The sequence below is a fragment of the Campylobacter pinnipediorum subsp. pinnipediorum genome (genome assembly GCF_002021925.1).
Classification (GTDB): Bacteria; Campylobacterota; Campylobacteria; order Campylobacterales; family Campylobacteraceae; genus Campylobacter_A; species Campylobacter_A pinnipediorum.
The window spans coordinates 1,044,059-1,067,536 of record NZ_CP012546.1; the positions used below are offsets into that span (position 1 = coordinate 1,044,059).

At 33.2% G+C, this 23,478-nt stretch carries 32 protein-coding genes; 8 read left to right on the plus strand and 24 right to left on the minus strand.

All coding sequences use genetic code 11. From position 1 onward, the window contains the following. Positions 1-4: 4 nt before the first annotated feature. From CPIN17260_RS05405 to CPIN17260_RS05415, 4 genes are read right to left on the minus strand one after another with little or no spacing between them, the layout of a single operon-like run. Entirely contained in the window at positions 5-2,224 is a 2,220-nt protein-coding gene (locus tag CPIN17260_RS05405) for a BspA family leucine-rich repeat surface protein (RefSeq protein WP_078440701.1), read from the minus strand. Between the two features lie 2 nt (positions 2,225-2,226). Continuing rightward, positions 2,227-2,355, minus strand: a complete 129-nt coding sequence (locus CPIN17260_RS09540) for a hypothetical protein (RefSeq protein WP_257617165.1) — start codon at positions 2,353-2,355, stop codon at positions 2,227-2,229. Then, positions 2,345-2,734 (minus strand): hypothetical protein, encoded by a 390-nt coding sequence (locus CPIN17260_RS05410; protein ID WP_069637488.1) that lies wholly within the window; start codon positions 2,732-2,734, stop codon positions 2,345-2,347. The genes CPIN17260_RS09540 and CPIN17260_RS05410 overlap by 11 nt, the downstream gene beginning before the upstream one ends. Further along, positions 2,734-3,717: an SU10 major capsid protein gene (locus CPIN17260_RS05415; protein WP_069637489.1), complete on the minus strand. Its 984-nt coding sequence runs from the start codon at positions 3,715-3,717 to the stop codon at positions 2,734-2,736. Before CPIN17260_RS05415 ends, CPIN17260_RS05410 begins: the two co-directional genes overlap by 1 nt. 171 nt (positions 3,718-3,888) lie before the next feature. Between CPIN17260_RS05415 and CPIN17260_RS05420 the strand changes: the two genes are divergently transcribed. After that, positions 3,889-4,482, plus strand: coding sequence for a tetratricopeptide repeat protein (locus tag CPIN17260_RS05420; RefSeq protein ID WP_078415564.1), 594 nt, complete (start codon positions 3,889-3,891; stop codon positions 4,480-4,482). A 10-nt stretch (positions 4,483-4,492) separates the two neighbouring features. On the opposite strand, the gene CPIN17260_RS05425 is transcribed toward CPIN17260_RS05420, so the two are convergent. From CPIN17260_RS05425 to CPIN17260_RS05495, 15 genes are all read right to left on the minus strand, one after another. Further along, the gene (locus tag CPIN17260_RS05425) at positions 4,493-7,483 is read right to left on the minus strand and encodes a hypothetical protein (RefSeq protein WP_078415565.1); all 2,991 of its coding nucleotides are present in this window, start codon (positions 7,481-7,483) and stop codon (positions 4,493-4,495) included. 13 nt (positions 7,484-7,496) lie between these two features. Further along, positions 7,497-8,564 (minus strand): hypothetical protein, encoded by a 1,068-nt coding sequence (locus CPIN17260_RS05430; RefSeq protein ID WP_078415566.1) that lies wholly within the window; start codon positions 8,562-8,564, stop codon positions 7,497-7,499. Continuing rightward, a complete protein-coding gene (locus CPIN17260_RS05435) occupies positions 8,564-8,947 on the minus strand; it encodes a hypothetical protein (RefSeq protein WP_167562275.1) in 384 nt (127 codons plus the stop codon). The genes CPIN17260_RS05430 and CPIN17260_RS05435 overlap by 1 nt, the downstream gene beginning before the upstream one ends. Next, a complete protein-coding gene (locus CPIN17260_RS05440) occupies positions 8,947-9,603 on the minus strand; it encodes a hypothetical protein (RefSeq protein ID WP_078415567.1) in 657 nt (218 codons plus the stop codon). Before CPIN17260_RS05440 ends, CPIN17260_RS05435 begins: the two co-directional genes overlap by 1 nt. Positions 9,604-9,722: 119 nt before the next feature. Beyond that, positions 9,723-11,360, minus strand: coding sequence for a portal protein (locus CPIN17260_RS05445; protein ID WP_078387788.1), 1,638 nt, complete (start codon positions 11,358-11,360; stop codon positions 9,723-9,725). Continuing rightward, positions 11,350-11,802 (minus strand): hypothetical protein, encoded by a 453-nt coding sequence (locus CPIN17260_RS05450; protein WP_069637495.1) that lies wholly within the window; start codon positions 11,800-11,802, stop codon positions 11,350-11,352. Before CPIN17260_RS05450 ends, CPIN17260_RS05445 begins: the two co-directional genes overlap by 11 nt. Continuing rightward, positions 11,795-12,115 carry a hypothetical protein gene (locus CPIN17260_RS05455; protein ID WP_078387789.1) on the minus strand — a complete coding sequence of 107 codons (321 nt, stop codon included), beginning with the start codon at positions 12,113-12,115 and terminating at the stop codon, positions 11,795-11,797. Before CPIN17260_RS05455 ends, CPIN17260_RS05450 begins: the two co-directional genes overlap by 8 nt. Then, on the minus strand, positions 12,099-13,394 hold the full coding sequence (locus CPIN17260_RS05460) for a terminase large subunit domain-containing protein (protein WP_069637496.1): 1,296 nt from the start codon (positions 13,392-13,394) through the stop codon (positions 12,099-12,101). The genes CPIN17260_RS05455 and CPIN17260_RS05460 overlap by 17 nt, the downstream gene beginning before the upstream one ends. Then, the gene (locus CPIN17260_RS05465; protein ID WP_069637497.1) at positions 13,387-13,854 is read right to left on the minus strand and encodes a glutamyl-tRNA amidotransferase; all 468 of its coding nucleotides are present in this window, start codon (positions 13,852-13,854) and stop codon (positions 13,387-13,389) included. The genes CPIN17260_RS05460 and CPIN17260_RS05465 overlap by 8 nt, the downstream gene beginning before the upstream one ends. Before the next feature lie 2 nt (positions 13,855-13,856). After that, on the minus strand, positions 13,857-14,210 hold the full coding sequence (locus CPIN17260_RS05470; protein ID WP_078440702.1) for a DUF1064 domain-containing protein: 354 nt from the start codon (positions 14,208-14,210) through the stop codon (positions 13,857-13,859). A gap of 1 nt (position 14,211) precedes the next feature. Next, positions 14,212-14,601, minus strand: coding sequence for a hypothetical protein (locus CPIN17260_RS05475; RefSeq protein WP_078440703.1), 390 nt, complete (start codon positions 14,599-14,601; stop codon positions 14,212-14,214). Then, positions 14,598-14,792 (minus strand): hypothetical protein, encoded by a 195-nt coding sequence (locus tag CPIN17260_RS05480; RefSeq protein ID WP_069637500.1) that lies wholly within the window; start codon positions 14,790-14,792, stop codon positions 14,598-14,600. Before CPIN17260_RS05480 ends, CPIN17260_RS05475 begins: the two co-directional genes overlap by 4 nt. Beyond that, on the minus strand, positions 14,779-15,615 hold the full coding sequence (locus tag CPIN17260_RS05485) for a DNA cytosine methyltransferase (RefSeq protein ID WP_078387792.1): 837 nt from the start codon (positions 15,613-15,615) through the stop codon (positions 14,779-14,781). Before CPIN17260_RS05485 ends, CPIN17260_RS05480 begins: the two co-directional genes overlap by 14 nt. Continuing rightward, positions 15,612-16,205: a hypothetical protein gene (locus CPIN17260_RS05490; RefSeq protein ID WP_078440704.1), complete on the minus strand. Its 594-nt coding sequence runs from the start codon at positions 16,203-16,205 to the stop codon at positions 15,612-15,614. Before CPIN17260_RS05490 ends, CPIN17260_RS05485 begins: the two co-directional genes overlap by 4 nt. Continuing rightward, positions 16,198-17,103 carry a phage replication initiator YdaU family protein gene (locus tag CPIN17260_RS05495; RefSeq protein WP_078440705.1) on the minus strand — a complete coding sequence of 302 codons (906 nt, stop codon included), beginning with the start codon at positions 17,101-17,103 and terminating at the stop codon, positions 16,198-16,200. Before CPIN17260_RS05495 ends, CPIN17260_RS05490 begins: the two co-directional genes overlap by 8 nt. An 85-nt stretch (positions 17,104-17,188) precedes the next feature. Here CPIN17260_RS05495 and CPIN17260_RS09205 point away from each other — a divergent pair, with 85 nt between their 5' ends. Next, on the plus strand, positions 17,189-17,359 hold the full coding sequence (locus CPIN17260_RS09205; RefSeq protein ID WP_157887341.1) for a hypothetical protein: 171 nt from the start codon (positions 17,189-17,191) through the stop codon (positions 17,357-17,359). Between the two features lie 3 nt (positions 17,360-17,362). On the opposite strand, the gene CPIN17260_RS05500 is transcribed toward CPIN17260_RS09205, so the two are convergent. The 3 genes from CPIN17260_RS05500 to CPIN17260_RS09545 all read right to left on the minus strand — a co-directional run bounded on the left by CPIN17260_RS05500 (position 17,363) and on the right by CPIN17260_RS09545 (position 18,118). Then, a complete protein-coding gene (locus tag CPIN17260_RS05500; protein ID WP_078440706.1) occupies positions 17,363-17,704 on the minus strand; it encodes a hypothetical protein in 342 nt (113 codons plus the stop codon). Positions 17,705-17,793: 89 nt separating this feature from the next. Further along, on the minus strand, positions 17,794-18,009 hold the full coding sequence (locus tag CPIN17260_RS05505; protein WP_078440707.1) for a hypothetical protein: 216 nt from the start codon (positions 18,007-18,009) through the stop codon (positions 17,794-17,796). Further along, a complete protein-coding gene (locus tag CPIN17260_RS09545; RefSeq protein WP_257787824.1) occupies positions 17,990-18,118 on the minus strand; it encodes a hypothetical protein in 129 nt (42 codons plus the stop codon). The genes CPIN17260_RS05505 and CPIN17260_RS09545 overlap by 20 nt, the downstream gene beginning before the upstream one ends. 220 nt (positions 18,119-18,338) lie before the next feature. On the opposite strand from CPIN17260_RS09545, the gene CPIN17260_RS05515 reads away from it, so the two are divergent. From CPIN17260_RS05515 to CPIN17260_RS05525, 3 genes are all read left to right on the plus strand, one after another. After that, a complete protein-coding gene (locus tag CPIN17260_RS05515) occupies positions 18,339-19,082 on the plus strand; it encodes an XRE family transcriptional regulator (RefSeq protein WP_078440709.1) in 744 nt (247 codons plus the stop codon). A 78-nt stretch (positions 19,083-19,160) separates the two neighbouring features. Then, positions 19,161-19,340: a hypothetical protein gene (locus CPIN17260_RS09210; RefSeq protein ID WP_069637508.1), complete on the plus strand. Its 180-nt coding sequence runs from the start codon at positions 19,161-19,163 to the stop codon at positions 19,338-19,340. Further along, complete coding sequence (locus tag CPIN17260_RS05525; protein WP_069637509.1) at positions 19,306-19,767, plus strand: DUF2335 domain-containing protein; 462 nt, start codon at positions 19,306-19,308, stop codon at positions 19,765-19,767. The genes CPIN17260_RS09210 and CPIN17260_RS05525 overlap by 35 nt, the downstream gene beginning before the upstream one ends. Positions 19,768-19,952: 185 nt before the next feature. Here the strand turns inward: CPIN17260_RS05525 and CPIN17260_RS05530 are convergent, their stop codons facing one another. Beyond that, positions 19,953-20,294 carry a hypothetical protein gene (locus CPIN17260_RS05530; RefSeq protein WP_078440710.1) on the minus strand — a complete coding sequence of 114 codons (342 nt, stop codon included), beginning with the start codon at positions 20,292-20,294 and terminating at the stop codon, positions 19,953-19,955. 556 nt (positions 20,295-20,850) lie between these two features. Continuing rightward, positions 20,851-21,159 carry a hypothetical protein gene (locus tag CPIN17260_RS09215; protein ID WP_153300941.1) on the minus strand — a complete coding sequence of 103 codons (309 nt, stop codon included), beginning with the start codon at positions 21,157-21,159 and terminating at the stop codon, positions 20,851-20,853. Positions 21,160-21,407: 248 nt separating this feature from the next. On the opposite strand from CPIN17260_RS09215, the gene CPIN17260_RS05535 reads away from it, so the two are divergent. The 3 genes from CPIN17260_RS05535 (at position 21,408) to CPIN17260_RS05545 (ending at position 23,438) form a co-directional block, all read left to right on the plus strand. After that, positions 21,408-21,620, plus strand: a complete 213-nt coding sequence (locus CPIN17260_RS05535) for a hypothetical protein (RefSeq protein ID WP_078440711.1) — start codon at positions 21,408-21,410, stop codon at positions 21,618-21,620. Positions 21,621-21,721: 101 nt separating this feature from the next. Beyond that, positions 21,722-22,612 (plus strand): DUF1351 domain-containing protein, encoded by an 891-nt coding sequence (locus CPIN17260_RS05540; protein WP_078440712.1) that lies wholly within the window; start codon positions 21,722-21,724, stop codon positions 22,610-22,612. Further along, positions 22,605-23,438 carry a PD-(D/E)XK nuclease-like domain-containing protein gene (locus CPIN17260_RS05545; protein WP_078440713.1) on the plus strand — a complete coding sequence of 278 codons (834 nt, stop codon included), beginning with the start codon at positions 22,605-22,607 and terminating at the stop codon, positions 23,436-23,438. Before CPIN17260_RS05540 ends, CPIN17260_RS05545 begins: the two co-directional genes overlap by 8 nt. Positions 23,439-23,478 lie beyond the last annotated feature (40 nt).

Consider the following 23,478-nt stretch of genomic DNA (forward strand, 5'->3'; position numbering starts at 1 on the left):
CTTATTACCAAGTTGTGTTAGCTGTCTTGTTTCTAAACTTAAGTGGAGCATTAGCCTTAGCCAATCCTGAACCTTGAGCAAAGAACTTGTAATTAGTAACATTAGTAACATCTAAGTTAGCTATATTCTGATTGAAATTCTTGCAGTTATATAACATGAAAGATAAATCAGAAGCCTTTTTTGTTTTAAAGTGTGCCAAAGGTTGATTAAACTTATGACAGTCCCAAAACATACTATTTGCATCCTTAACATTTTCTATATTGAAGTTGTTTAAATTCTGATTAAAGTTTTTACAACCATGGAACATATCAGCTGTGTTGTCAATTTGAGACATAGACCAAAAATTAATATCAGGGTCATTAAAATACAGACTGTTATTTGCACTAGGGTCATTTTTTAATAGAAATTTAAACGATACTGGTGGTTTTGAGAAGTATAAACCATCATTAGGTTTAAATGTATAAGTAGCTCCCCCTCGCTCTACGTATTTTGGGTATACTGGGTCTTTAGTAGTATGTGTCAGTGGGAAATATGTACCCTGGAATCTTTGGACTTTAGATTCAACACTATTACTACTACCAACTGTCATATGAGCCATCTTAACATCAGTAGGGCTAACAACAAAATAAATAAAAAGGTCATATCCGTATAATTCCTTTGGTGCTACTTTGAACTTACACATACTGCCAAATCCTGATATTTTAGAGCTATCTATAACTACTACTATCCCAGTTTGTCCAACTATCCCATTGTTTAAAGACAGTGTTTCTTTTGTATTTGGGTTTATAACAAAATTGTTACTTTGTCTTAAATCAACACTTAAACTTGTTTGTTCCCTTTTATCAAAAGCAGTCTGTCCTGCTTTTTTTAAATATAAAAATTCAGCTGAAGTTTTGTCTATTTTTTTATCTATCAACTCTTTAAGGACTTTACCTTGATTGGCACTAAGGGCTTCCTTTGGCGATGAACTAGCAAGATTATCTGTTACTGTTGTATAGTTTGCGTTTTCTGAACGAATATACCTACTATCGGCGGTGTTTTGAGTAATAAACTCTGAAACATTTGGTATGGCACTTTTTACAGAACTTATATCACTCTTTGTAGCAAAATCATTTTTTTCATTATTATATGTATCTACATCTAGTTTGTTATTTAACTCACTCTTTGAGGCATAAGTTTTATTTGCATTCTCAGTAGTTAAGTAGTCAGTTAGTACTGAACTTGATGCATATTTACCATCACTTTCTTCTTTTGTATAGACATTTGTTGTTTTGACAAAAGTTTTATCTGTTTGTGTTTTTGTGTATGCATCTATTGTATCTGTTTTTTTAAGATAAGTTTGCTCTGCTGTTTCTTTTTTTAAAAAGTCTTGTTCTACCTTATTACTTGAATAAGATTGTGTACTGCTTAAGGTGTCATCATTTATTGAGCCGGTTTTTATTGTTTCTTGTATCTGCTCTTTAAGTGTGCTGAGTGCGGACTCTAAAGATATAAGTTCTTTTGCTTTTTGCTCTACTTGTTCTTTGAAAGCATGTGTCTTTTCCTTATCACTTCTTACTTGCTCTTTTGCACTTATTATCTCTTGCTTTGTTGTATCGACATTACCAAATTTTTGCTCTATCCAAGCTTCCAACTCTTCGTTTTTATCCTCCATATACTGATTAAAGTCCTCTTTCTTCTTATCAGTATATGCAATAATCTCATTGTTTTTAGTTTCTACAAACTCTCTTAGCTCATTGTCTTTTTGTATTACTTCATCTTTTACAAAGTTTGAGTTTGTTAAGTTTTCTTTTGATTTTTCATAATCAGCCTTAACATCTCTTGCAAGTTCTTGTATCTCATTGTATTTTTGTTTTATCTCTTCTTTGTTTTGAGTGCTTAGCTTGGTATTTGTAGCTACTTGCTCCGCATTTTGTTCTACATCTTTTTTTATAGAGTTAAGCAGGGTCTTTAAAGGCTCTATTGTCGCCGAAAACTCTTTAAAAATTACATACTTACTATCAAAATCCAGCTTATCATCATTAAGTGCTGTTTTTATTCGCCATATCTCAGCCTTTGCACTTTCTATGGCATTTTTGTTTGATTGTATCGTAGCACTTATGCTTTTTACTTCTTCTAAGTTTATATTTGTTATAGCTGTTTCTAGCTCATCAACTTGTGATAATAAAAATTTTAAAGCTTCTAGTGTTTCATTACCAAGCTTTAGTTCATACATACTTATCATTTTTAGTATCCAGCCTTTTTGATATTTTCTTTGACTTGCTTAAACCTTTGCCTCATATCCTTAAAAAGCTTAAGCAAATCAATATTAGCCAAAGCCCTTACATTATTTGCGGTTCTTTCTTTATCTTTCATAAAACTCTCTCCCATTATTAGCATTGTATTGTGCGATTATTTGCATTGCTAGCTCCCTATAAAACGGCTCTTGATTTATAAGAAATAAGACTTCATTTATGACTGCATAGGTTAGCTCTTCATCTATCATTAAATGCTCTTGTTTGTTACTAAAATTTGGCTTATCAGGCACACAGATAAAACACTCATCTTCGATATTTCTTAGCACTCTTATATCGCTACTGCTTCTTTTTCTTCTTACCAATTCAGAAGGCACACATTTACTAGCTACAAAAAACATCGCTTGTAAAAATAGCTCACTAAGCAACTCATCTCCGGGTAAATTTTTACCCGAAGTGTTTAAGTGAGCTGTTATCTCTTTTACCCTTGTGTTTAGCATTAAGATTTAAGTCCTACACCTATTGCAAATGCATCAGCATTTCGGACTTCCAAACAACCTTCAGTATAAAATCTCTTTTGTTTAGCAGTCTTTGAAGTTGTTACATCTGTTATCTCTGTTGGGATTAGTAAGCCCATTTTCATAAATGAAAAATCCCCAGCGATAAGCACATCATCAAGCTCATATTTTGCACTTAAAAACCTATGAAGTCTAAAGTTTACAACACCAAAATCAGTCTCTAAAGATGTTACCATAGTGTTTAGTTTTTTCTCATTTCCAAACTGTCTTGTAGCCATTTTATTTATAGCTCTTTTTAGGTTTGCACCTATAAATACATCCTTTGGAGTTGCTCCTTTGTCCCAAATGCTTTGAAGTATTTGGTTAAGCTCTTCTTCTGTTAAGACTGTCTTAGCACCAGTCCAGTTTTGTGTGCTATCAAAAGCAAAGACATTACCACGGCGACCACCTGAAAAGTTCTTTTCACCTTTTGCTATGTAGTGAAATATCCCCGCCATCTCACCCGCCGCATCATCTGTTCTTAAAGTTGGTTCTTTAAACACACTTGTTTTTACATCGGAGTTTCTACCAAGTCCAAAAAGTGCATACTCCATATCCAGCTTATGCTCTTTTGCTCTTTTACCTGTTTCATTCTCAAGCTCTTTACCGCCATAAGTCTTTACAGCTTGCATTGTTCTTGATACCGCTACCTCTGTTTTAAAGATTTGCACCGCATTTGTCTGTTGTTGCTTTGTGCTTTTCATGGTCTCATCAAAGTCGCTTATCTCTTTTTGAGCATTCTTTTTTGGGTCTGCTAAGTGGTCTATTAGCCAGCTATGAGTTATGCCAGTTACCTTTGACTTACCTAGTTTTGCTAAAAGTGGTGTCTCATCAGCACCGACAATCATTATCTTGTCATAGACTGATGGGACAAGCCCTACACGGGCGGTTGCTGGGCTTTGAAAGCCTGTTGAAGTTATTGCCATATTTTATTCCTTTAAATAGTTTTATGACAATATACGAAAATATACAGTCTAAAAACTACCCAAAAAATAGACTATTGACTAAAATATAAATAAATTTAACGATTTTTAAAAGTTTTTTGGTGTAATATTTACTTACAGTTAATTATAAGAATATTAAAAAAAGGAGTGAGTATGAAAAAAATTTTATGTGCTTTAGTGTTGTTTTCTAGCTTGGCATTTTCTTCTGATTTTGAAAACTATAAAATATCTTGTGAATCAGGTAATGGTGCTGATTGCTCAAAGCTAGCATATTTATACTACTATGGTAATGGTGTTATCAGGTCTTTGTCAAAAGCTAAAGAATATACTAGTAAAGCTTGCGATTTGGGAGATGGCGAAGGTTGTAATAATTTAGCTGATTTATATTATAATGGTGATGGTGTAGAACAATCTTATGCTAAAGCGGCAGAATATACAGCTAAAGCTTGTTATTTAGATTACGGTGCAGCTTGCTCTAATATGTCATATTATTATGAACGTGGACAAGGTGTTGAATTTTCATATAAAAAAGCGGCTGAATATGCAGTTAAAGGTTGTGATTTAAATGATAGTATAGGTTGTTATAATTTAGGAGTTTCCACTTTAGAGAAAATGGGTCTTAGCCCTACTCGTGCAAAAGCTCAAAAATACATAAACAAAGCAAAGCCATATTTTAAAAAAGCTTGTGATTTAGGCTATAAAAAAGGATGCGAAAAACTTCGTGAATTAAAAGAGCTTATTATATAAATTTGGTAGCCTACTCGCTACCTTTCTTTTGTGCTTGATAGTTCGCTATTAATTGTTTTATCATCCTATCACGTTTTATCTTATCCAAAAATATTTTTTTAGCTATTGGCGATTTCTCCGCTACTGCTTTTTGTATATCTGTTAGTTCGCTACCCAAATCATCAAATAACAAATCAAAAACACCATTGCTTTTTTCATTTTGTTTTGGTATAATTTCATTATGGTTGGCGAAATCGTAAGCTAGGGCATTATGCTCTACGCCAACCTTTCTATCTGAATAAAAAGTTATAACTTTTTCCTTACCTGAATTTTCCCCAACTATAACTCTAAACCTTACACCTTCTTTATTGTAATATTCATAAACCCTTTTACCATCTTTATCTGTCTTTGGTTCAACATTTCTTATTATATCCCCTATACTAGCTACTTCTTGCTCTGTTACATAGCCGTCTTTTTTAGGGTCAAGGTGTTTTTGTATATGTTTAGCCCCGTATCCTCTATCTCTTTTTTTGTTCTCAAATCCTCTTTCAAATCTTATAGCGTTTTCAATATCTTTTAAATCTTGGTCTTTGTATATGTTCGTAGCTTTTTTGCTATTAAAAGCTACATTATAAACACCACGTTTTTCTTTTTTATTTCTTGCTTCCTTTGACAATACTCCTAGTTCTTCCTTGCTTACATTAGCTTTGTTTAGCTCTTTTGTTAGCTCTGATGTTTTTGTTAAAAAGTCCTCTAATTTTTTTATCTCAGTTTTTGGCACTTCTGTATTTTTTAAGCTATCAATATACCCTTTAAAGTCTCCGCCGTTTTTAAGGTGTTTAAGTCCTTCGCGTAGGTGATACTCTAACGCTTGGTCATCTCCAAAATATGGGATGTATTTTTGTAGTATATCTCTTGCAACATTTACAACAGCTGTTTTTCTTGCACCCTCAAATGTTGTAGCAATTCCTTTTTGTATTGCCTTTGGTTGTATGTAATTTGTTTCTAAATGAGTTAAGATAGATATTAAATTACCTTTTGCTTTTGCTAAGTTATCTATGTGTTTTGCTATTTGTTTTGCTTTTTCACTTTTAAAATCTATCTTGTTTAAAATCTCGCTCAGCCCTTTTGAATTTAATGCCTCCTTGTTTATATGCACACCGCTACGACCAGTTGCACCTTCCACGTGGTGCTTTATCAAAGCCATTTCAAACTTCTCGATATCATCTTGACCTAAGCTAGATATAAAATCATTATAAATTTTACCTTGTGAATTATACGCCTTTTCAAATCCATTTATAACATCTTCTAAGCTACTATTACCATTTGTTATTGTTTTAAAAAACTCATTATCTGCTACATGTTTCATATGTTTGTAGCTTTTAAGTCTATTTCTTAAAAAATCACTAGCTCCTTGATTGTCCAATAATTCATCCATTGCCTTTTCTAAAATCTCTTTGCCTCTTGCAAAATCAACCTTAGTTGCGTGTGTTACTCTATCTTTATTTAAGATATTATTTAAATCTTTGTTGTAATCAGACCTTAGTTTGTTTAAATCCTCTACGGTTAAATCTCTACCTCTTAGGCTCTCAAGTCCTCTTATAATCTCATCTGTCTTTGATGAGCTTTTATCAAATATACTAAGCCTATCTGTTACATCATTTATCATATCATCGATAGCTTTATCGTTCAACCTTACTGTTTTTTCTATCCCGGTTGTTTTGTCTGTGACAAAGTCTTTTAGTTGTCTTATGCCATCCCCAAAATTATTTTTTGTATCAGTATAATATTTATTTACGATATCAGATAGTTCCGTGTCTTTTGTTTCTACAGCACTTAGCATATCTCTTACTTCATCTAAGTCCTTTTGTGCCATATTTGTTAATTTTTCGGCGGCTTTTCCGCTTCTGTCAGAAATAACGGCATCATAAAGGCGACCAGCAAGTCTTGGACTACTAAGTGCTAAATTTATAACATCCTCTCTATCTTTATCCACACCTTCGGCATTTTTTATCTTATCCGCAACATCATCAAGGTGTAGTTTTTTAGCCGCCCATGAGCTTGTATCTTTTATTTTGTTGATAAGAGGATTAATAAGTTGTATATCCGTAAAGTTATCGCTATCTACCTTAACCCCATACTCTTTTGCATGTTCTAAGATTGGTTTTGTATCATCGCCGGTTATTGCCTCTGCTATCTTTTTTGCACCACGTACATTTGCATTTGGAATACTTGAAGCACCATCTTTTGCGAAGTCTACACCCTTTTTAACAGTCTCTGATTTAGTAAGACTACCAAGCCCTTTTAAAGTTGGTTTCGCAACAGCTCCTAAGCCCTTAAAAACTAAATCTCCACCAGCTGAAAATAAAGCTTCTTCCGCCGCCTTACCAAGCACATCTTTTGCTGTTATATCTTGGTCTGTAGCATTAGCATTTATAAGTGCATCAGCACCACCACCAAGCAAAGAGCCACCAGCACTACGACCCATATTATTTAAAAAGCCTTTGCCACTTTTAACAGCCAAAGCACCGCCTATAATAGAGCCTAGATTATCACGCCCAATCCTGCCTATTTGTTTTATCAAGCCATCATCAAGGCTTATAAGTTCATCACCGCGAGTAATATACAATGTGTTTGTGTCATTATCTCTTACAAGACCATCGCCTAACTTACTTGCTCTTATTGTATTGCCTATTTCTTTTAAAAATTGGTTTCTTTTATTCTCATCACCACCAAAAATAGGATGAGAGCTTTCAAACTTTGATATGCCATTATTCACACCGCTTATCAAATCATCATCATTTTTTGCATTCAGTATCTCATCTTTGTAATTTGTTCCATAGCCCAAAGCCTTATTTGCTAGTTCAGCACCACCAGTAACGATATTTTTTACCGGATTTATAAACGGTATCGTTACTTCTAGTGGTTTGTCTTCTGCCTCGATATCCATAGGCTTAAAATTTCTATTTTTAAAATAATTAGCTGTTGCTTGTCTTGCTTCATTCTCGTTTATAAAATTCATCCTCTTGCCTTTTTTAATATACTGTATAGTTTCCGTTTGGGTTCATCTTCATTGTTTTTTTGCCTTTATTAAAGTGCAGACTATTAGCCCAATTTTCTATCTCTTCTATGTCTTTGTCAAACTCGGCTGTATTTGCCCCACTAGCCTTAAGTCCGGCTATCTTATTTCTATAAATACTTGTTACTCTATCAAGGTAGCCATCCCATTTTTCTTTAAAGTCCCCTTGGTTTGTCTCATCTTTTCTTGGCAAGACAGCCAAAAGGTCGTTATATTGTTGGTTGGTAATCTTACCAGTATCTTGCATGCTCTTTAAATCTGTTTTTGCACCATCCAGTAATGCTCTAAACCTCGCCATTTCTGTGTTTCTCATCCACTCCGGCAAGATAGATGCTATCTTGTGTATACCATCATCAATCCACCCTACATAGCTATCATCATAAATGTTTTTTACATTTTGTAAGTTATTAAGCAAGGTCTTTGTTCCGGTTAAGCTCATAGCTACATCTTGTTTAACCTTATTTCTATCTACCAAACTACCAGTGCTTTTATTTGTATCAAAGGCTAGTTTTAAAGCCTTAGCCGCTAAAATAGGGTCATTTATATTATCAATATTTGCTCCCTTGAAAGCTTCAGGATTATTTTTTGCATAATCTATGTAAAGGTTAGCTTCATCTATTTGCTTTTGTTTTTCGGTATTGATTTTATTTTCTTGTTCTTCTATTTTCTTTTGTTTTAGCCACGCATTCCATTCTTGCTGTTGTCTTCTAAGCTCCGCACTCTCAGCCAACTGTCTACTTCTAAGGTTATAATCTTTTTGCCACTGGTCGTTATCTACATTAAACTTATTTTGGTTAAATTCAAATGTTCGTTTATTATTGTTTATAGCTTCATTAAGCCTATCGTTATCTATCCTTTCAGCCTCCATATTGTGTCTATTTATCTCATCTATCTTCATTTGATTTTGCTTATTTGCTACATTGTTTTGATAGATATCATACAAAGCAGAGCCAACCTCTTTGACTGGCTCTATTCTCATTGTTGCATGATTAAAATCAATCATCTTTGGATTATAATAAGGCATTAATACAACCTTTCTTCATCATCGTTATTTACATTAAATCTAGAATTCGCCCAAGCTCTCTCTAAATTATTTTGTGCTTGATTGTCTTTACTTAGCTGTCTTTCTGATAACATCTTGTTAAAGTTATAAGTATCGTTTTGAAGTTTTTGCATCTTTTTAGCATTTTTATGTGTCTGATATCCATCGTAAAGACTGCCGGCCATACCAGCAACACCAAGCCAATTAGGTGTAGACCCTGCTACACTTGAGCTACCAAGCCAACCAAGGGCTTTATTAAAAAAGCCACCGCCATCATCATTACTAGCTCCATCCATTATACTTTTACCGCCTGATAATGTGTTTGATAAAGTATTTTTCCAAAAACTATCCCACAAAAAATTCATCACAACTCTCCTAAAAGTGCTGAGCCTAAATCAACATTAGATACATCTTCGCCTTTTTTTATCTTTTCAAAAACATTTGACTCACTAGCAGACCCGGTATTTCCTATGATATTGTCTGGTTTTTCTTTTGGTGTTGCTACATTCATCATAGCTTGTGCGACAAGTTTCCACCCTGTATAGTCATCGCCTAAGAAGTTTAAAAAGCCGTTTGTCTCAGCCCATTTTCCCATATCCTCAGGCTTGATGGTAGGGAAGTCTTTACTAAATTGTTCTAAGTTCTTGTTAAAGGTCTGCCTTTTTTGCTCTTTTAATATTGCTTCTTGTTGCATTTGTTTCATTTGCTCTACTTGTGCGGCTAGCTCATCATAGTTACCAATCCCTAGTTGTTCTAGTGTCTGTTTTCTTTGTAGCTGTTCTGGTGTTGGTTCTTCTTGTGTTTGTGTTTGTTCTTGCTCTTTTGCTTTTGATAAAGCATTTAGCACAGCATTACTAAAAGCTTCTTCACTTAGTCCGCTAGCTTCTTTTGACTCTTCTGATTTTATAGCTTCTGTATTTTCTTCCTTGCTCTCCGGTGTATCTTGTGTTTCTTGTGTCTCATCTCCTGTTATCTCACCAATTAGTGATTGTATTACATCTGCTTCTGTTAAATCTGCCATTTTATCTCTCCTTATAGTTTGTTATAAAATTAATAATCATTTCAGCGACTTTTGCTTTTTCAATAGCATTAACTCGCACCTTATCCTCTGCCGTGTTATCTTTACTTATCCCAATATTATCAAGCCATAGGTTCACTAGGTGAACTAATAAGTCCTTGAACACTTGAGCCTTGCATATTTGGTATAAGTCCTTGTTGGCTAGGCATTGATTCAGGATATCCTGATAAATTTTCTCCTTGTTCGTTAAAAACATTTGGCTCCTTGTCTAAAAATTCATCTACATTTTTAATCCCATAAAGCGGTAATAACTGCTCTATGATTTTAAAATTAGCATTAAGCATTCTCCTAGCTGTTTGTATATCTTGTAGGCCCATACATAAATTAATATGATTACTTATAGCCCCAGATGCCTGTATCAGCCCTTGCTTTTGCACCTCTTTATTTAATGCCCCAATTCCCGTGTTAAGATTAACCGCAAAGCTTGGTATCTCGCTTCTGTCATATCCCGCAAAAAACTCTTTTTGTCCGTATTTCCACACTAGCTTTGCAAGTCTTTCAAACACAGGTTCAAAAAATGTTTCATTATATGTTCTTATGTATCCTTGAAGTCTTACACTTCCCTCATTAGCCATAATACTAGCCATCGTGGCTGTCTCTTTCCTTGTGGTCGTTGCTCCGTTTTGTTGTGGGCTTATACCACTTGCTTCACTCATCTCATTATCTATAAGTGTTATATTTACCTGAGCTGACTGCAGGCTAGGGAGTGGAACAAAGCTAATAGCCGTTGGGTTTTCAGTAAATATCGGCTTTCCTATCGTTTCGATATCAGCTCTTGATATGTTTGCGCTTAGTGGAGCTACTATCTTTGGTTTTAAACAAGCATTTACACCATCTATAAAACCATTTCTTGTTATATTCATCTCATCTTGTAAAGGTAAAATACTTGCAAGCGGTGGCTCTCCATAAGCACACACAAAGTTACTCTCTTCATAGCTTCTTACCTGCGGTGTCATATAACCAAAGATAAAAGGCTGTCCATCTTTAAGCTCTACCATATCCCTTAAAATCACAGAATTATCGTATATCGTAGATAAATACCACTTATCATCTATAAGCTCATACACATCATAAAGCATTACTCGCTCATACATTGTAGTTTGATTCATCGTTACACTATCTATAAGCTCATCAACCATCTTTTTGTTAAAGACCTTCTTTTTAGCAAGTCTTAATAAGTCGCTAGTTGTTAAATTTATCTTATTTACGATAAATCTTATATCACTCACACTCTTTGCATTTGGGTCAAAGTAGATATCATCAAGTTCTATTTCTTCAATGACTGGCATATCATTAGACCAATACACCTTTGCCACACTTGTGCCTAAAAATGGTATTTTCTGAAACATCGGAGCAAAGGTATTATAAAGCCTTAGCATTGATGTATAGATGTCTAAAACCTTTTGCCACTTATCTATCACTTCTTGCTTTGAATTTATATAAGTTTCAAGCACTGCAAAGGTATCGTTATTAAAGTATGTCTCACTTAACGCATCAGCTATTCTTTTAGCTTTTGAGTTTATTTTAGGTATATAAAGCCTTGATTTGTTCCGTTGCTTTAAGCTCTCTAATTGTTGTTGTTCTAGATAGAGCAAATAAGCATTATTTAGCTTATCAAACGATGGCTTATAGTGTTCAAACCCAGCTTTTGCAACTTTTATTAGCTCATCAAGTTGGGCTGTTCTTTCGTTACTCATCATCTCTTAACGCTTTCAAATCTGACACAAAATAGCTATTTAGCTTTTGGATAAACTCATCTGTATTAAAATCATTTATCGCTTTTAAGCTCTCATCATTAACACCACCACTTTCATAAACACCCACAATTTCTTGTGAAGCTTTCACAACCTTGCGGAAATAAATGCCTTTACTTATTAGTTCAAGCATTGCTTTTGCTTTGTCTTTATCTAACTCATCAGCTCTTATAAAATCACTCACAGTAGTTTTATGCTTTATAACTTGCTCTTTTACTTCTTTATGCTCTTGCTCCATTTGCTTAGCTTGTCCTTTGGCTTTTCCGGTCTCATCCCCTAACTCATCAGTCTTAGTCTCATAATCTTCCAACCTAAATTCCACAGGCTCCACCGAACCAACTTGTTTTTTAACTTCCACTTCTTCCGGTTTCTTAACACTCTTAGCCATTCATCTCTCCTTTTTTGAGTTTAAAATATGTAGCCTTGCTAATGCCCGTAAGTGAAAAAACCTTTTCTTTGTCAGTGTTCTTTCTTATTAGCATTTTTGCAAGCTCTACCTTTGCTTTTTTGTTAGGTATATACTTGATACCACTCGTTATCTCGCAAATCAAACTAGCTAACAAAAGCTTTAGCTCATCATCGCCTAGTTTTGCTATCTCTCTGATAGCATTTGCATCTATTTTGTGTTGAATGTACTCAAACTTCCAGTCTATTTTCAACCCAAAAAATAGACTTTTGCTATTTTTACCACACATTTTCATTATAAAAATCCATTTCTTGCTCTTTCCTTGGATAAACATTGTCAAAATAAGTAAGTGCTAAACTATCTGCGTAATCAGGACTAACGCCAAATTCTTTTTTTATAGCGTCTTTTGGAGCTAACAAATAACGTTCTTTTGTGTCATATAAAAACTCTATCATTTGAAGCTGTCTTTTGATTTTTTCATTTGGAGTTATAGCAAGTAGTGGTATTTTATCTTTTAGCCTAAAATACATTTCAGCCCTTTTATTTGCATATCTCTTTTCATCCGTAGCTTTATAGCTCGCCTTTGCTTCTCTACAAATCCCACGAAGTCCGTATTCAACTAATCTATCATAAGTCCCAGCACCAACCCCAACGGTATCGATAAAGATAACCTCGGGCTTTTTCTCGCTCATCTCATACTCTCTTAAAATTTCCCTTGCAAGCTCTGTCGTGCTTGTTATATGATAGCTTTTAAACTCTTTCACGCACTCGCCATCACGCTTACATAACACACTCTCATCATCGCCATCCCTTGCAACATCAAGTCCCCAAACTTCTATTGTGTTTGGCTCAAATCTCATAGGCTTTAAAAATGCATTTTCTATCATTGATAAAGAAAATAGTTTATTTGTTGTACTGTCTAAAAACTCGCCGTATATCTCTTGCTTAACAACATCACTATCAGCCCCGCCAAGTTCGGCTATTAACTCATCTATCTCATCAGGTCTTAGCATTGGGTTTTTATAGCTTGAAATTTGATAGTTTTTCCAGTCTTTCTCGTTTCTCATCCCCTTTTGAGCTAACTCAAAAAACTTATTCTTTCCCTTTGGCACTCCACCTATAAAAGCCCTACTATCTGGATAATCAAGCAACATAGGTCTTATTGCATTATCCCAAAGGTAGGCATTTTTAAGGATTATTCCAGCTTCATTAAGAATCACTATGTCATAGCCAAAGCCTTCGATATTCTCAGGGCGTTCAGCACTTCGCATATCCAAAAAAGCCTCATTAAAAACCAGTCTTTTATCTTGTGAGTGAAACTTCCAAAGCTCTTGTGGTAATTGCTTTAACTCAGGTAAAAAATATCTTTCAAAATACCTTTGTAAGTTTGACGTGATTGTATCAACCCAAAGTATTTTCTTACCATCGCAAAGCCACTCAATGCACGCATTAGCTATACCTTTTGTAAAGCCAACCCTACGTCCTTTTTCTATTGTTGTAAACTTAGCGTCGTTATTAAAAAATACCTCTTTCTGCCAATCACAATAAGTTAAATTCAAAGTTATATCACTCATCTTTTAAATCCTTTCTCACGATAGTAAGCTTTGTTTGGTTTTGCTGTGCGTTTGTATTGTTTATTATCGTATTAGCTTCTTTGCCCAGCACGGTTTCTTTATTTCTTGCGGTTATTCTGCTATGTGCTTCCACATCTTGTATCGTGTCTGCCATCTCCAAAAGTTCATTAGCTTTTCTTTGATTTGCTAAGGCTATGTTTTGAAAATAGATTAAATGTTTGGTTCTTTCCTCAACAACTTCATGAAAAGCTTTCACTTCTTTTTCATTTAGCTTTGCTAGCTCTGTTTTTATCGCAACTTCAGTTTTCACAAGTTCTTTTAAATTTTGTTCTACATCTTTGCAAAGATTATAAACAAAACCCACACTAACATCGTATTTTATTGATAGTTGATTTTTAGATGCACCAGTTTTATATTCAGCTATAATTTTGTCTTTTAGCTCTTGTGTTATCTTTCTCATCTTCAACTCTCTACAAAAACCGCATTTATCTTTTTATCAGCGATTAGCTTTTTAAGCATCTTTGCTTTTAATTTATACTCAGTAGTCTTAAAGCCTTTCACATCTTCTATAAACATCACACCATTTTTAAAATATGTAAAATCCGCAATGTATTTAATCTCCCTTATACTCTCATATCCGCTTTTGGTTTTATCGCTTGGCACTCTAAAACTCTCTTGCAAGACAAAAGGCACTTGTTCTTTAAGCTCACTTATTTGCTTAGCACTCTGTAAGAGTCTTAGCTCATTAGCTCTTTTAGCTTCTTTCTTACTATCATAGCCTTTTGATTTTGTGTTATGATATTTATTAAATCTCATCTCAAACACTCTGCAAGATTTCGTTTAAATGATTTATGATAGCTTTTGCACTCTTTAAATCATTGCATTTTATATTTGCTATTTTGTTTATGACATCTTTTAATAGCTCAATTCTTGTTCTTGCTTCTTTTATACCCGATAAAACACTGTTTGATAGCTTTGTATTTTGTCTTTTATCTAAAGCTTCGTTTAGTATGTTTTCAACTTCACTATCAACACAAGAATAAAACTCTTTCTCCCAGATTTCTTTTAGTCTTTTGTTGATTTTTTCATAAGTTGCTTCGGGATTGTATGTTTTCATCCAGTCCTCTACTTTGTTTTGGTTTTTTAATTCTAAATATCTGTAATACCTTAACATCTCACCACACTCATCAAATGTCATAAAATTCATAATAACCTAGGCTCCTCTTGCTCTCTTAGCTTTCTTTGTGCTTTTAAAAGCTCTTGTTCTATCCTCCAAAACTCATTAAATCTAAGCTGTTCTTTTAGCTCTTCTACAAACTTTTTATTTTGGTCAAAAAACCTGACTTTGTATTTGCCATATTTATCCCTTTGCATACTTATAAACTCAATACTTCTCATTTTCTAAACCTTTAAAAATATGTGCTATCACATCAACAGTCCAAGCATTACCTATCGCTTTGTAACGTTGTGTATTTGATACACCTACTGTATAGTCAATAGGCAATGTTTGTAATTTTTCATACTCATTTACGCTTAGGTTTCTCATCTTGTTTCTTTCTTTGTTAAGATAATATTGTGTTGTGTGTGTATTACTTGTTGTTAAACAGTTTGCTTTTTCATCACACACTGTTCTTAAAGTGTCTTTTCTTGCTTTATTGTTACGAGTTTTAAAACAAAAAGGCTTAAGCTCTCTAAACTCGTGCGTGTCTAACACATCGCTTAGTTTTATATTTTTATCATTAGGTTGTATTATGTTTGGTATATTAGTCCAGTATAAACGATTTCTGTTTTGTGCTGAAACAAGTGCTGAATTTATTTTGATAGGCTTAACTTTTAAAATATCACTTATGATATCTTGCCACTCTTGTTTCATAACTACATTTTCAAGCAAAAAATATTTAGGTTTTAATTCTTTCAAAAGTCTAACAAACTCAAAAAATAAAGCACTTCTTTCATCTTGAAAGTTTAATCTTTTACCAGCTACGGAAAAGCCTTGACAAGGACTCCCGGCAATTAATAAATCAATCTTTGGTAAATCTTTAGCTTTTATATTTTTCACATCGCCCAGACGGTATTCTTTGTCTTGTGGATAGTTATTATTTGCAATCTTTATAGCATACTCATCTATCTCGCTGCTATAATATCTTTCAACATCAACATTAGCTCTTTGCAGTGCTAATCTACCACAAGAAATTCCATCAAAAAGACTTAAAACTCTCATACTCCAACCCTCATTCTCTTACTCAAATCACTTATCATCGCAAATACAGAATTAGTCGCTACTCTTGGTGCCTCTTTTTTACTCTCTTCTATCTGTTCTGTTTTAATCTCATAAGGCTTTATATACTTCACATCGCCTATCCTTGCTTGATTTTCAAACAAAAAGTTATAAACTTCTATCGTGTCTTCCCCATCAAGCTTTGGAAATTTTCCATACTCATTTTGTGAAAACTTATTTACGATATCCAAATCATCATCAAGCCCAAGCCTTACAAAGTCGTAAAAAGGCTTAGCACCATAGCAAAACTCTTTGCCTTTAAAGTTTGACTTTATAAAGCTTATCATCGCCTCTATGTTTGAAAACACCTTGCCAGTTTGCTTAACTTCTCGCTTAAAAAGTTCTAATCTAAAAGCTGATAAAGCTTCTTTTGTGATTAGCTCTTTGCTTTTAAACTGATCAACATAATTAAGTCTAAATCTAAAAAAATTAAGCAATCTATCATCCGGTATATCTTTCATTTCCTCATCATAAATCATCGCTTGAACTTGATTACATTCCAAAGCCTGAGATATTATTTCTAGCCTATTCATTTACAGCTCCTATCAAAAATCTATTCGCATTAAAGACACTATCAAGGTCTATGTCTGGGGCTTTTGAGTAGTCCTTAAAGCCAAATCGCTTCATGTCTTCTTGACTGATTTCTTGATTGTCGTAGTTATTGCTTGACTTATACTCTTGCTTTGGTTTTGGTTTAAACACTCCTTGCCAATTATTTGCCATAGCAGTAACTATGCACTGATTTACATCAATTCCTTGGTTATGCCACTTCTCCCACTCGGCAAATTTCATTTTTATTCCCATCGGGGTTAATTTCTCTCTACGTTCTTTTTTGTAGATTAGATAATTACTCCAAATTTCAGGATTTAAAAACTTAGGCAAAACAATTTCATTTTCAACAGCTTTGATTTTTTCTTTTTTTATTTTTTCTTTTTTATTCTCTGTAGTATTCTCTGTAGTATTCTCTGCATTATAGTAAGAGATTTGCGAATTTAACTCATCTTGTTTCGTGAATTTCCCTAAACCAGTTTCGGGAAATTCCCTAATCTTGTCTTGTGAATTTACCACATCTTGTTTAGGGGTTTTTACTTGTCTAGTTTCGTTATTTTTAACTACTTTTTTATCAAAATTTAAAGCATTTTCTAACAAATCCCAATCAATTTCGTAAAAAGTTTTTGCAGGAATACCCTCGCGTGATATTGTTAAAAAATCAAGATTTTTTAGCTTAGACTTAGCACTTCTTAGCTCATCTTTACTTAGCATAGTTTCAGCCATTATCTCAGCATCTGTTTTAAATATTTTATCTTGCTTAGTAAACCAATACATTAATTGCGACAAAAGCAAACCAGCTGTTATTGACCCAGCCAGTCTTGCATACGCAGGATAGTAAGCAATAGGGCGTTCACTAAGCTGTTTAATTATCTCTTTCATATCTTACCTTTTAAGTTGACTTTCATATAAATCCTTTGTAAAATTCCCCGGCGACCAAACCAGAAAATCCAAACAAAGGACTTATATGACAGACAAAGAATTAATCCTAGAATTAACCAAAGCCGTAATAGCTAAAAACGAAAACATAACCAACAAACCCACTAATGAATTAGGCGAGATAGCTTCTCAAATCTTTAATGAAATCGCTAAAGAGATTAAAAACACTCTTAGCGATTTAGAAAAAACTAATAAATAAAACTTAGGTGAGAGCTAGTCTTAGATAACAACTAACAGCTCTTAAAACACTTGTTTGGTCGTGCCAATCTTCTATCTTTCTAAGTTCCTTAACTATTTTCTTAAAAGCCTTATCTTTTAGTTTTTGTCTTTTTCTCTCATTTCTCGTTTTTTCCATTATCTCTTCCTTTGCTTTTAAAATTTTTCTCAACTTACACAAAGCATCAAAGCTATTTTTATTATCTATTCTCCAGCTATAACCATCTACAGGCTCAGCCTTAGTATCATCTGTCGCTACACAATTATCTACACTTAAAAGGGCTATTTCAATATCCAAAAAAGCCTTATAAATCTCGTCTTCGCTCATCTTTCCTCCTTAATCTTTAATTCCAAAACCTAGTAAAAACCCGGTAGCAAACATACAAACTATTACAACAAGCAAAACGACTAATTCATTCATCTTTTACTCCCTGAGTTTACATCTTCTAGTATCTTTGCTATGGTTTGTGTCTCTAAGTCTTTATCTATAAAAGCTTTAACAAAATCAAGACAAAATCTTATGACCTCGCTATCGCTCTTAAATCCTTTCTTGTTTTGTATCTCAACGATATTTGCGATATTTTGATTGCTTAATTTAAAGCTTCTGCTATTGTCATACTTTTGTGTTGTCATTGTGTTGCTTTCGTAATGTTTTAATCGCACCAAATCTTTCGCTATTATTCAAGATATAAGAATGAATGTCATACCAAGCTGTTGCAGGTATGTTGAATTCCTTATCCATTGTTTCAATATCTTTGATATTTGGGTAAGCTGATTTGCCAAACCACAAACTGACAGCAGAGTGTGTCTTATTTGTAGCTTTTGCTATGTCAATTAGTTTAATTTTTGTTCTTTTCATTTGATAATGTTAATATAATTTACATTAAATAATACTTAATAATGTTAATTTAATTATCATTATGTTAAGTAAAATTAACTTTTACAAAAAAAGGGGATAAGTTATGTCGTTAAGTAGCAAAATTAAAAAAGCAAGAAAATTAAAAGGGTTAACGCAGTTGCAATTATCTGAATTGCTTGGTATAAATCGTGCATCAATAACACAATATGAAACAGATGTTGCTATTCCGCCTATCGCAACATTAAAACTTATTGCTGATGCGTGCGGTGTTGCTATGACTTTCTTTTTTGATGATGAGCTAGAAATTAACAGACAAATTGTAAAACAAGAATTAAAAAACAATTTTGCAAAGTATGCTGACCTAATCCCAAACCAAGCACAGATAAAAAACACAGTATTTTTACCAAAATCAGAAATGCTTATAGGTGCGGGTGCTGAAGGTGCTTTTGACTTAAGCTTGTTTGAGAGCGAGACAAGAGTTGCAGTAGATAAAAAGTTTATAGGTGCCCTAAACCCCGCAAATCTAAAATTATTTGAAGTCGTAGGAGATAGTATGTTTCCTGAGTATGATGAGGGCGACCTGGCTATTGTGGATATGGTAAATCACAGATATGATTTTGTCAAAATAGCTGGTATTTATGTAGTTAGGGTTGGTGATGTAGTTTATATTAAGCGTGTTGAGTTTTTACCAAACAATGCTGTTAAGCTAATCTCACTAAACCCAAAATACGGCGATATGTATCCACACAAAGATGGTTACGAATATGAGATTTTAGGTAAGGTTTGTGGAAAAATCAAGTTTGAAATTTCAAAAGGCTTAACATTTTCAGATAGTGGGATAAAATAAGTAGTTAATTTGTTATATTTTAACTACTTTTAACCCATTATTTAATATAATTATTGTCAATAACAACAAGGAGGACTTATGAGTGAAACATTAAAAGCTTTTATCTTTGGCTTTAAAAATGCTTTTAGATTTGTAAACACATCTGAAATAAGTACTCTTAATGAGCGTGGCGAGTTATCAGAAAAAATATTTAATGCACGTATACAAGAGTTTAAAAAACACTATGCCGAACAAAAAAATACCGAAAAAACAAAATAATAATTTAGAAAATACACCTAAAGCTTTTATAGATAAAGCTATACAGCAAAATCTAAATATAAATTTTATTCCATCAGAACTTTCGGACATTATTAAGCAAAACCCAAATTATACAGAACGTGTGTTAGAGTATTTGGAAAAAGAACAAACCCATAGACATAATTCAGACGATAGAATTTTAACATTAGAAGAAAAAGAGCAAGTCCTAAGAGCAGAAGAAGCCCCGAAGATAGCAAAATATAATTTTAGGGGACAAATATTTATCACATTAATACTATTTGCACTTATAGCAGTAACTGCTTTTGCTATACAAAAAGGCGAAGTTGGTATTGCGATAGCTGGTCTCATATCTTCTATTGTTGCAATGACACCAGCAATAATAGGCAATAGACCAAAACAAAAAGATAATTCCAAAAAACAACAATAGTCTTAGATTGAATAGTAAAAAATAAAGATAACCCAGGAGCATGCAGAATACTAAGCAAATGCCTACCTTGAGCCCAAGACTACAGCTTTAATCCGTCAAAGGTTATCTTTATTTGGCAGAGTCGCACGGAGCTATCTGCCGAATGACTTAGTATTATAGGAAAATACTATTAAATATCTTTTGCTTCATTCAGCTTGTAGTGGAATTGTTGTGTTATTGTCTTTTGCAGTCGCATTGTTTTCACTCTCAAGCTCTTTTTCGTATTCTTCCATCTCTTTTTCATATTGATACTCATCAATCATCTGTTTGGCTTTGCCAAAAACAGCACCAATTATACCTACCCCAAGACCTATACCAGAAGCTATTAAACCAGACTTTGTAGAATTATGCGATATTCTATCCCAATCTAAATCAACACCGTGCCTAACATCTCTTGAAGTAAAATAAGTATTAATATTATTTTCTAAATCATATTGGCTACATCCAACAAAAGCCATTATACATATAACAACAAAAAGTCTATTCATACAAGACCCCTTTTAATGTTTTATATGAATTATTCTATCAATACATATTTAAATTCCAAATAAAAGTAAATAAAACCATATAAAATTATATTTTTTTACAAAATGTTAGTATTATTTACTTTTTTAAGTATTATTTAATGTAAATTATATTAACATTACACCAACAAAACAAAGGAGCCCCACTCCTAGCTAGGGTTTAGCTAAAGCTACGGGTAGCGTCAGTATGTAGACGATAATTATATACTCGGTTCAAGCCCCGATAGTAGTGTGTTCGGGGGTAGTAAAATCCACACTTTTTAAAACAAAAATATGCACATTAGGCAATGAGCTTTCAACAATTGACATCTTATAGTACTTTTTAGAAAATAGAGTTATCGAACCTTTCTTAATAGAAATTGATTTTCAGCGGCGGTTTAGCAACTTGCTTAGTGTGTATTTTTTTGTTTTAAAGGATATTAGATGATAGAAGCATTTATTAGAGGTTTTGAGTTTGGCATTATCACAGGCTGTGAGCTTGTGCTTTTTGCTTGGTTTTTAGTCTTTATAGTTGATACAATTAGACTTGTTTATTTAAAGCTTCGCAATCGGTTTTAGCTAGTTCGCACTTGCCTTTATTAAAGTGAGGACAGCCGACACGAACAGGTTTGTTATTTTCATAAGTGATAACAACATTTGTTGTGTAGTCCATCACTTGACCGTTGATTTTAACGGGTATAGTGCAGTTGCCGGTGCTTTGAGTTATGAATATTTTCTTATCTTTAAAACGAAAATATTTAAAAGCGACAAGCCAACCACAACAAAAACCAGCGACAAAGATTATTAGTTCATAAGCATTAAGCGTTTTAAGATAATTTATCCATTCCATTCGCAAAGTATAACAGATTTTTTACACATATACAAGCCCTTATGACTTCAAAAAATCAAACATAAAAACCATGCAGACATAAAAAACTCCTTATTAATTAAATCAAAAATAATTGGAGTTGTAAGGGTTTGTATATGTGTAAAAAAAGGAGTAATTATGAAAACTATAAAAAAGATTTTGAGTTTATTTCAAAAAAAAGGTGCAGTTATCAAAAATATAAGATTTTTGCACCTAGAAAGGATTTAACAATGATATTAGAAAGCTATGAAAAGGATTTAATGACACACGAACAAATGCAAGCAAGAGCTGATGCATTATTTGATGAGTTTAGCTCAAAGCTAGATGATATCCTTGCTAATGCAAGCGAAGAAATCGAGCATTTAGTATCAAACTACGAAGAGTATATCAAATACAAAGATTTACAAGATGAGATAAGAACTCAAGCAAGAGCATTTTTTTAATTACAAACAAGGATTAGTTATGAAGATAGTAAAACATTTTTTAGTAATCAAAACTCAAAACCGTTATTTGGGTAAAAAGATAAAAAAACAAAGGATACAAAATGACAGATATAATTTTAAAAGTTGATTTCACAAATGAAGTCTTAACAACAAACTTTGAGAATATAAAACAAGAAGTACAAAATGAAGTTAATAAGTATAGCATAAATGTTACAGAAGATAACATCCCTGAAGCTAAAAAAGTTATGGCAAATTTTAACAAAGTCAAAAAAGAGATTGATATAAAATATAAGGAGTTTATAGATAGATTTTCCATACCTATAAACCAACTAAAAGACGAGAAAAAACAAATTGCTTTAATTATTGATAATGGAAGACAGTCAATAGCAGATAATGTAGCAGATTTTGAAAATAAAAAACTTGAAGTTATAAAACAAACTGTGCAAGCTTATATAAATACGCAATGCCAAGAAAAATCTATAAATACAGAACTTATTAATGTGTATGAGTTTGTAAAATTAACAGCAGTAACACCTAGTGGAAGTATAGCAAAAACAACAAAAGAAGCGATAGACAATAAAATAGCAATAATTGAAAACGAGATATTAAAAGCAAAACTTGAAGCAGAAGAAAAAGCAAGAAGAGATAGAGAAATAGCAGAGCAAGCAAAAGCTAAAGCCGAAGAAAGAGCAAGACAAAGAGAAATAGAACTAAGAGAAATACTAGAAAGAGAAAAACAAGAAGCTATACAAAGAGCTAAAATTGAAGAACAAAAAAGACTAGAAAGAGAAAAACAAGAAGCTATACAAGAGACAGTAAAGCAAGCTCCTATCAAAGCCGAAGATGGCAAAGTAATATACATAATAAGAGCTGATTTTAATGTCAAAGCAAATGCTAATGCAGATAGAAATATTTTACTTGGAAAAGTCAAAGATTTGCTAGGAAAAGCTGGAATAACAGAATTTGTTAATTTGGAAGTGTTAAATGCTTGATATTGATTTAAACATAGCATTAACTAACAAAGAATACCACTCAAGAAGTGAGATAAGCAAAAGCGACCTTGATAAATTAGCAAAAAGCCCATTTCACTTTAAGTTTAAAAGTGAGTTTGAAACAGAGCCAAGCCAAACCTTGATTTTAGGCTCATTAGTTCATAAATTAGTCCTTGAACCACAAGATTTTAACAATGAGTTTATCATAGAGCCTGTGTGTGATAAGCGAACCAAAGCCGGTAAAGAAGCCTATCAAGAGTTTTTAACAAGTGTAGGCGATAAAACCATAGTCCCACAAAGCTTAAACGAAACAGCACAAGAGATAGCTTTAAAGGTTCTTTCTATGAAAGAGACCGGGCTGTTTTTAAAAAACGGCTTAGCAGAACAGAGCTATTTTGGAGAGATTGAAGGTGTTAAGGTCAAATGTCGCCCCGATTTTTATAATGAAAGTCTAGGTTTAGCCATTGATTTAAAGACTACATCAGATGCAAGTGCTACAGGCTTTGCAAAGAGTGTAGCAAACTTTAACTATCACATACAAGCAAGTTTTTACAGCGATATTTTAAGACAAAACGGCAAAGAAGTAAATAACTTCTTATTTATCGCAGTAGAAACCAAAAAGCCTTATATGGTGGGCTTTTATGAGCTAGACCAAACAGCCATAGATAAAGGCAGAGATGATTATTTAAGATTGCTTGACCTTTACAAAGTATGCGAGGCTAAAAACGAATGGTGGGGCTATGCTGAGTTTAAAGACAACGAAGTAAATCACATACAAACACTAGCCTTACCAAACTGGAAATTTTATCAAGAAGTAGGAGCTTAAACATTGTATTACAACCTAAATAAGCTTTTAATATGTTTTT

Bases quoted from the DNA above. Each gene is read 5' to 3' on its own strand.
- CPIN17260_RS05405 (WP_078440701.1), bottom strand. From the start codon at position 2,224: ATGATAAGTATGTATGAACTAAAGCTTGGTAATGAAACACTAGAAGCT.
- CPIN17260_RS09540 (WP_257617165.1), bottom strand. From the start codon at position 2,355: ATGAAAGATAAAGAAAGAACCGCAAATAATGTAAGGGCTTTGGCTAAT.
- CPIN17260_RS05410 (WP_069637488.1), bottom strand. From the start codon at position 2,734: ATGCTAAACACAAGGGTAAAAGAGATAACAGCTCACTTAAACACTTCG.
- CPIN17260_RS05415 (WP_069637489.1), bottom strand. From the start codon at position 3,717: ATGGCAATAACTTCAACAGGCTTTCAAAGCCCAGCAACCGCCCGTGTA.
- CPIN17260_RS05420 (WP_078415564.1), top strand. From the start codon at position 3,889: ATGAAAAAAATTTTATGTGCTTTAGTGTTGTTTTCTAGCTTGGCATTT.
- CPIN17260_RS05425 (WP_078415565.1), bottom strand. From the start codon at position 7,483: ATGAATTTTATAAACGAGAATGAAGCAAGACAAGCAACAGCTAATTAT.
- CPIN17260_RS05430 (WP_078415566.1), bottom strand. From the start codon at position 8,564: ATGCCTTATTATAATCCAAAGATGATTGATTTTAATCATGCAACAATG.
- CPIN17260_RS05435 (WP_167562275.1), bottom strand. From the start codon at position 8,947: ATGAATTTTTTGTGGGATAGTTTTTGGAAAAATACTTTATCAAACACA.
- CPIN17260_RS05440 (WP_078415567.1), bottom strand. From the start codon at position 9,603: ATGGCAGATTTAACAGAAGCAGATGTAATACAATCACTAATTGGTGAG.
- CPIN17260_RS05445 (WP_078387788.1), bottom strand. From the start codon at position 11,360: ATGATGAGTAACGAAAGAACAGCCCAACTTGATGAGCTAATAAAAGTT.
- CPIN17260_RS05450 (WP_069637495.1), bottom strand. From the start codon at position 11,802: ATGGCTAAGAGTGTTAAGAAACCGGAAGAAGTGGAAGTTAAAAAACAA.
- CPIN17260_RS05455 (WP_078387789.1), bottom strand. From the start codon at position 12,115: ATGAAAATGTGTGGTAAAAATAGCAAAAGTCTATTTTTTGGGTTGAAA.
- CPIN17260_RS05460 (WP_069637496.1), bottom strand. From the start codon at position 13,394: ATGAGTGATATAACTTTGAATTTAACTTATTGTGATTGGCAGAAAGAG.
- CPIN17260_RS05465 (WP_069637497.1), bottom strand. From the start codon at position 13,854: ATGAGAAAGATAACACAAGAGCTAAAAGACAAAATTATAGCTGAATAT.
- CPIN17260_RS05470 (WP_078440702.1), bottom strand. From the start codon at position 14,210: ATGAGATTTAATAAATATCATAACACAAAATCAAAAGGCTATGATAGT.
- CPIN17260_RS05475 (WP_078440703.1), bottom strand. From the start codon at position 14,601: ATGAATTTTATGACATTTGATGAGTGTGGTGAGATGTTAAGGTATTAC.
- CPIN17260_RS05480 (WP_069637500.1), bottom strand. From the start codon at position 14,792: ATGAGAAGTATTGAGTTTATAAGTATGCAAAGGGATAAATATGGCAAA.
- CPIN17260_RS05485 (WP_078387792.1), bottom strand. From the start codon at position 15,615: ATGAGAGTTTTAAGTCTTTTTGATGGAATTTCTTGTGGTAGATTAGCA.
- CPIN17260_RS05490 (WP_078440704.1), bottom strand. From the start codon at position 16,205: ATGAATAGGCTAGAAATAATATCTCAGGCTTTGGAATGTAATCAAGTT.
- CPIN17260_RS05495 (WP_078440705.1), bottom strand. From the start codon at position 17,103: ATGAAAGAGATAATTAAACAGCTTAGTGAACGCCCTATTGCTTACTAT.
- CPIN17260_RS09205 (WP_157887341.1), top strand. From the start codon at position 17,189: ATGACAGACAAAGAATTAATCCTAGAATTAACCAAAGCCGTAATAGCT.
- CPIN17260_RS05500 (WP_078440706.1), bottom strand. From the start codon at position 17,704: ATGAGCGAAGACGAGATTTATAAGGCTTTTTTGGATATTGAAATAGCC.
- CPIN17260_RS05505 (WP_078440707.1), bottom strand. From the start codon at position 18,009: ATGACAACACAAAAGTATGACAATAGCAGAAGCTTTAAATTAAGCAAT.
- CPIN17260_RS09545 (WP_257787824.1), bottom strand. From the start codon at position 18,118: ATGGATAAGGAATTCAACATACCTGCAACAGCTTGGTATGACATTCAT.
- CPIN17260_RS05515 (WP_078440709.1), top strand. From the start codon at position 18,339: ATGTCGTTAAGTAGCAAAATTAAAAAAGCAAGAAAATTAAAAGGGTTA.
- CPIN17260_RS09210 (WP_069637508.1), top strand. From the start codon at position 19,161: ATGAGTGAAACATTAAAAGCTTTTATCTTTGGCTTTAAAAATGCTTTT.
- CPIN17260_RS05525 (WP_069637509.1), top strand. From the start codon at position 19,306: ATGCCGAACAAAAAAATACCGAAAAAACAAAATAATAATTTAGAAAAT.
- CPIN17260_RS05530 (WP_078440710.1), bottom strand. From the start codon at position 20,294: ATGAATAGACTTTTTGTTGTTATATGTATAATGGCTTTTGTTGGATGT.
- CPIN17260_RS09215 (WP_153300941.1), bottom strand. From the start codon at position 21,159: ATGGAATGGATAAATTATCTTAAAACGCTTAATGCTTATGAACTAATA.
- CPIN17260_RS05535 (WP_078440711.1), top strand. From the start codon at position 21,408: ATGATATTAGAAAGCTATGAAAAGGATTTAATGACACACGAACAAATG.
- CPIN17260_RS05540 (WP_078440712.1), top strand. From the start codon at position 21,722: ATGACAGATATAATTTTAAAAGTTGATTTCACAAATGAAGTCTTAACA.
- CPIN17260_RS05545 (WP_078440713.1), top strand. From the start codon at position 22,605: ATGCTTGATATTGATTTAAACATAGCATTAACTAACAAAGAATACCAC.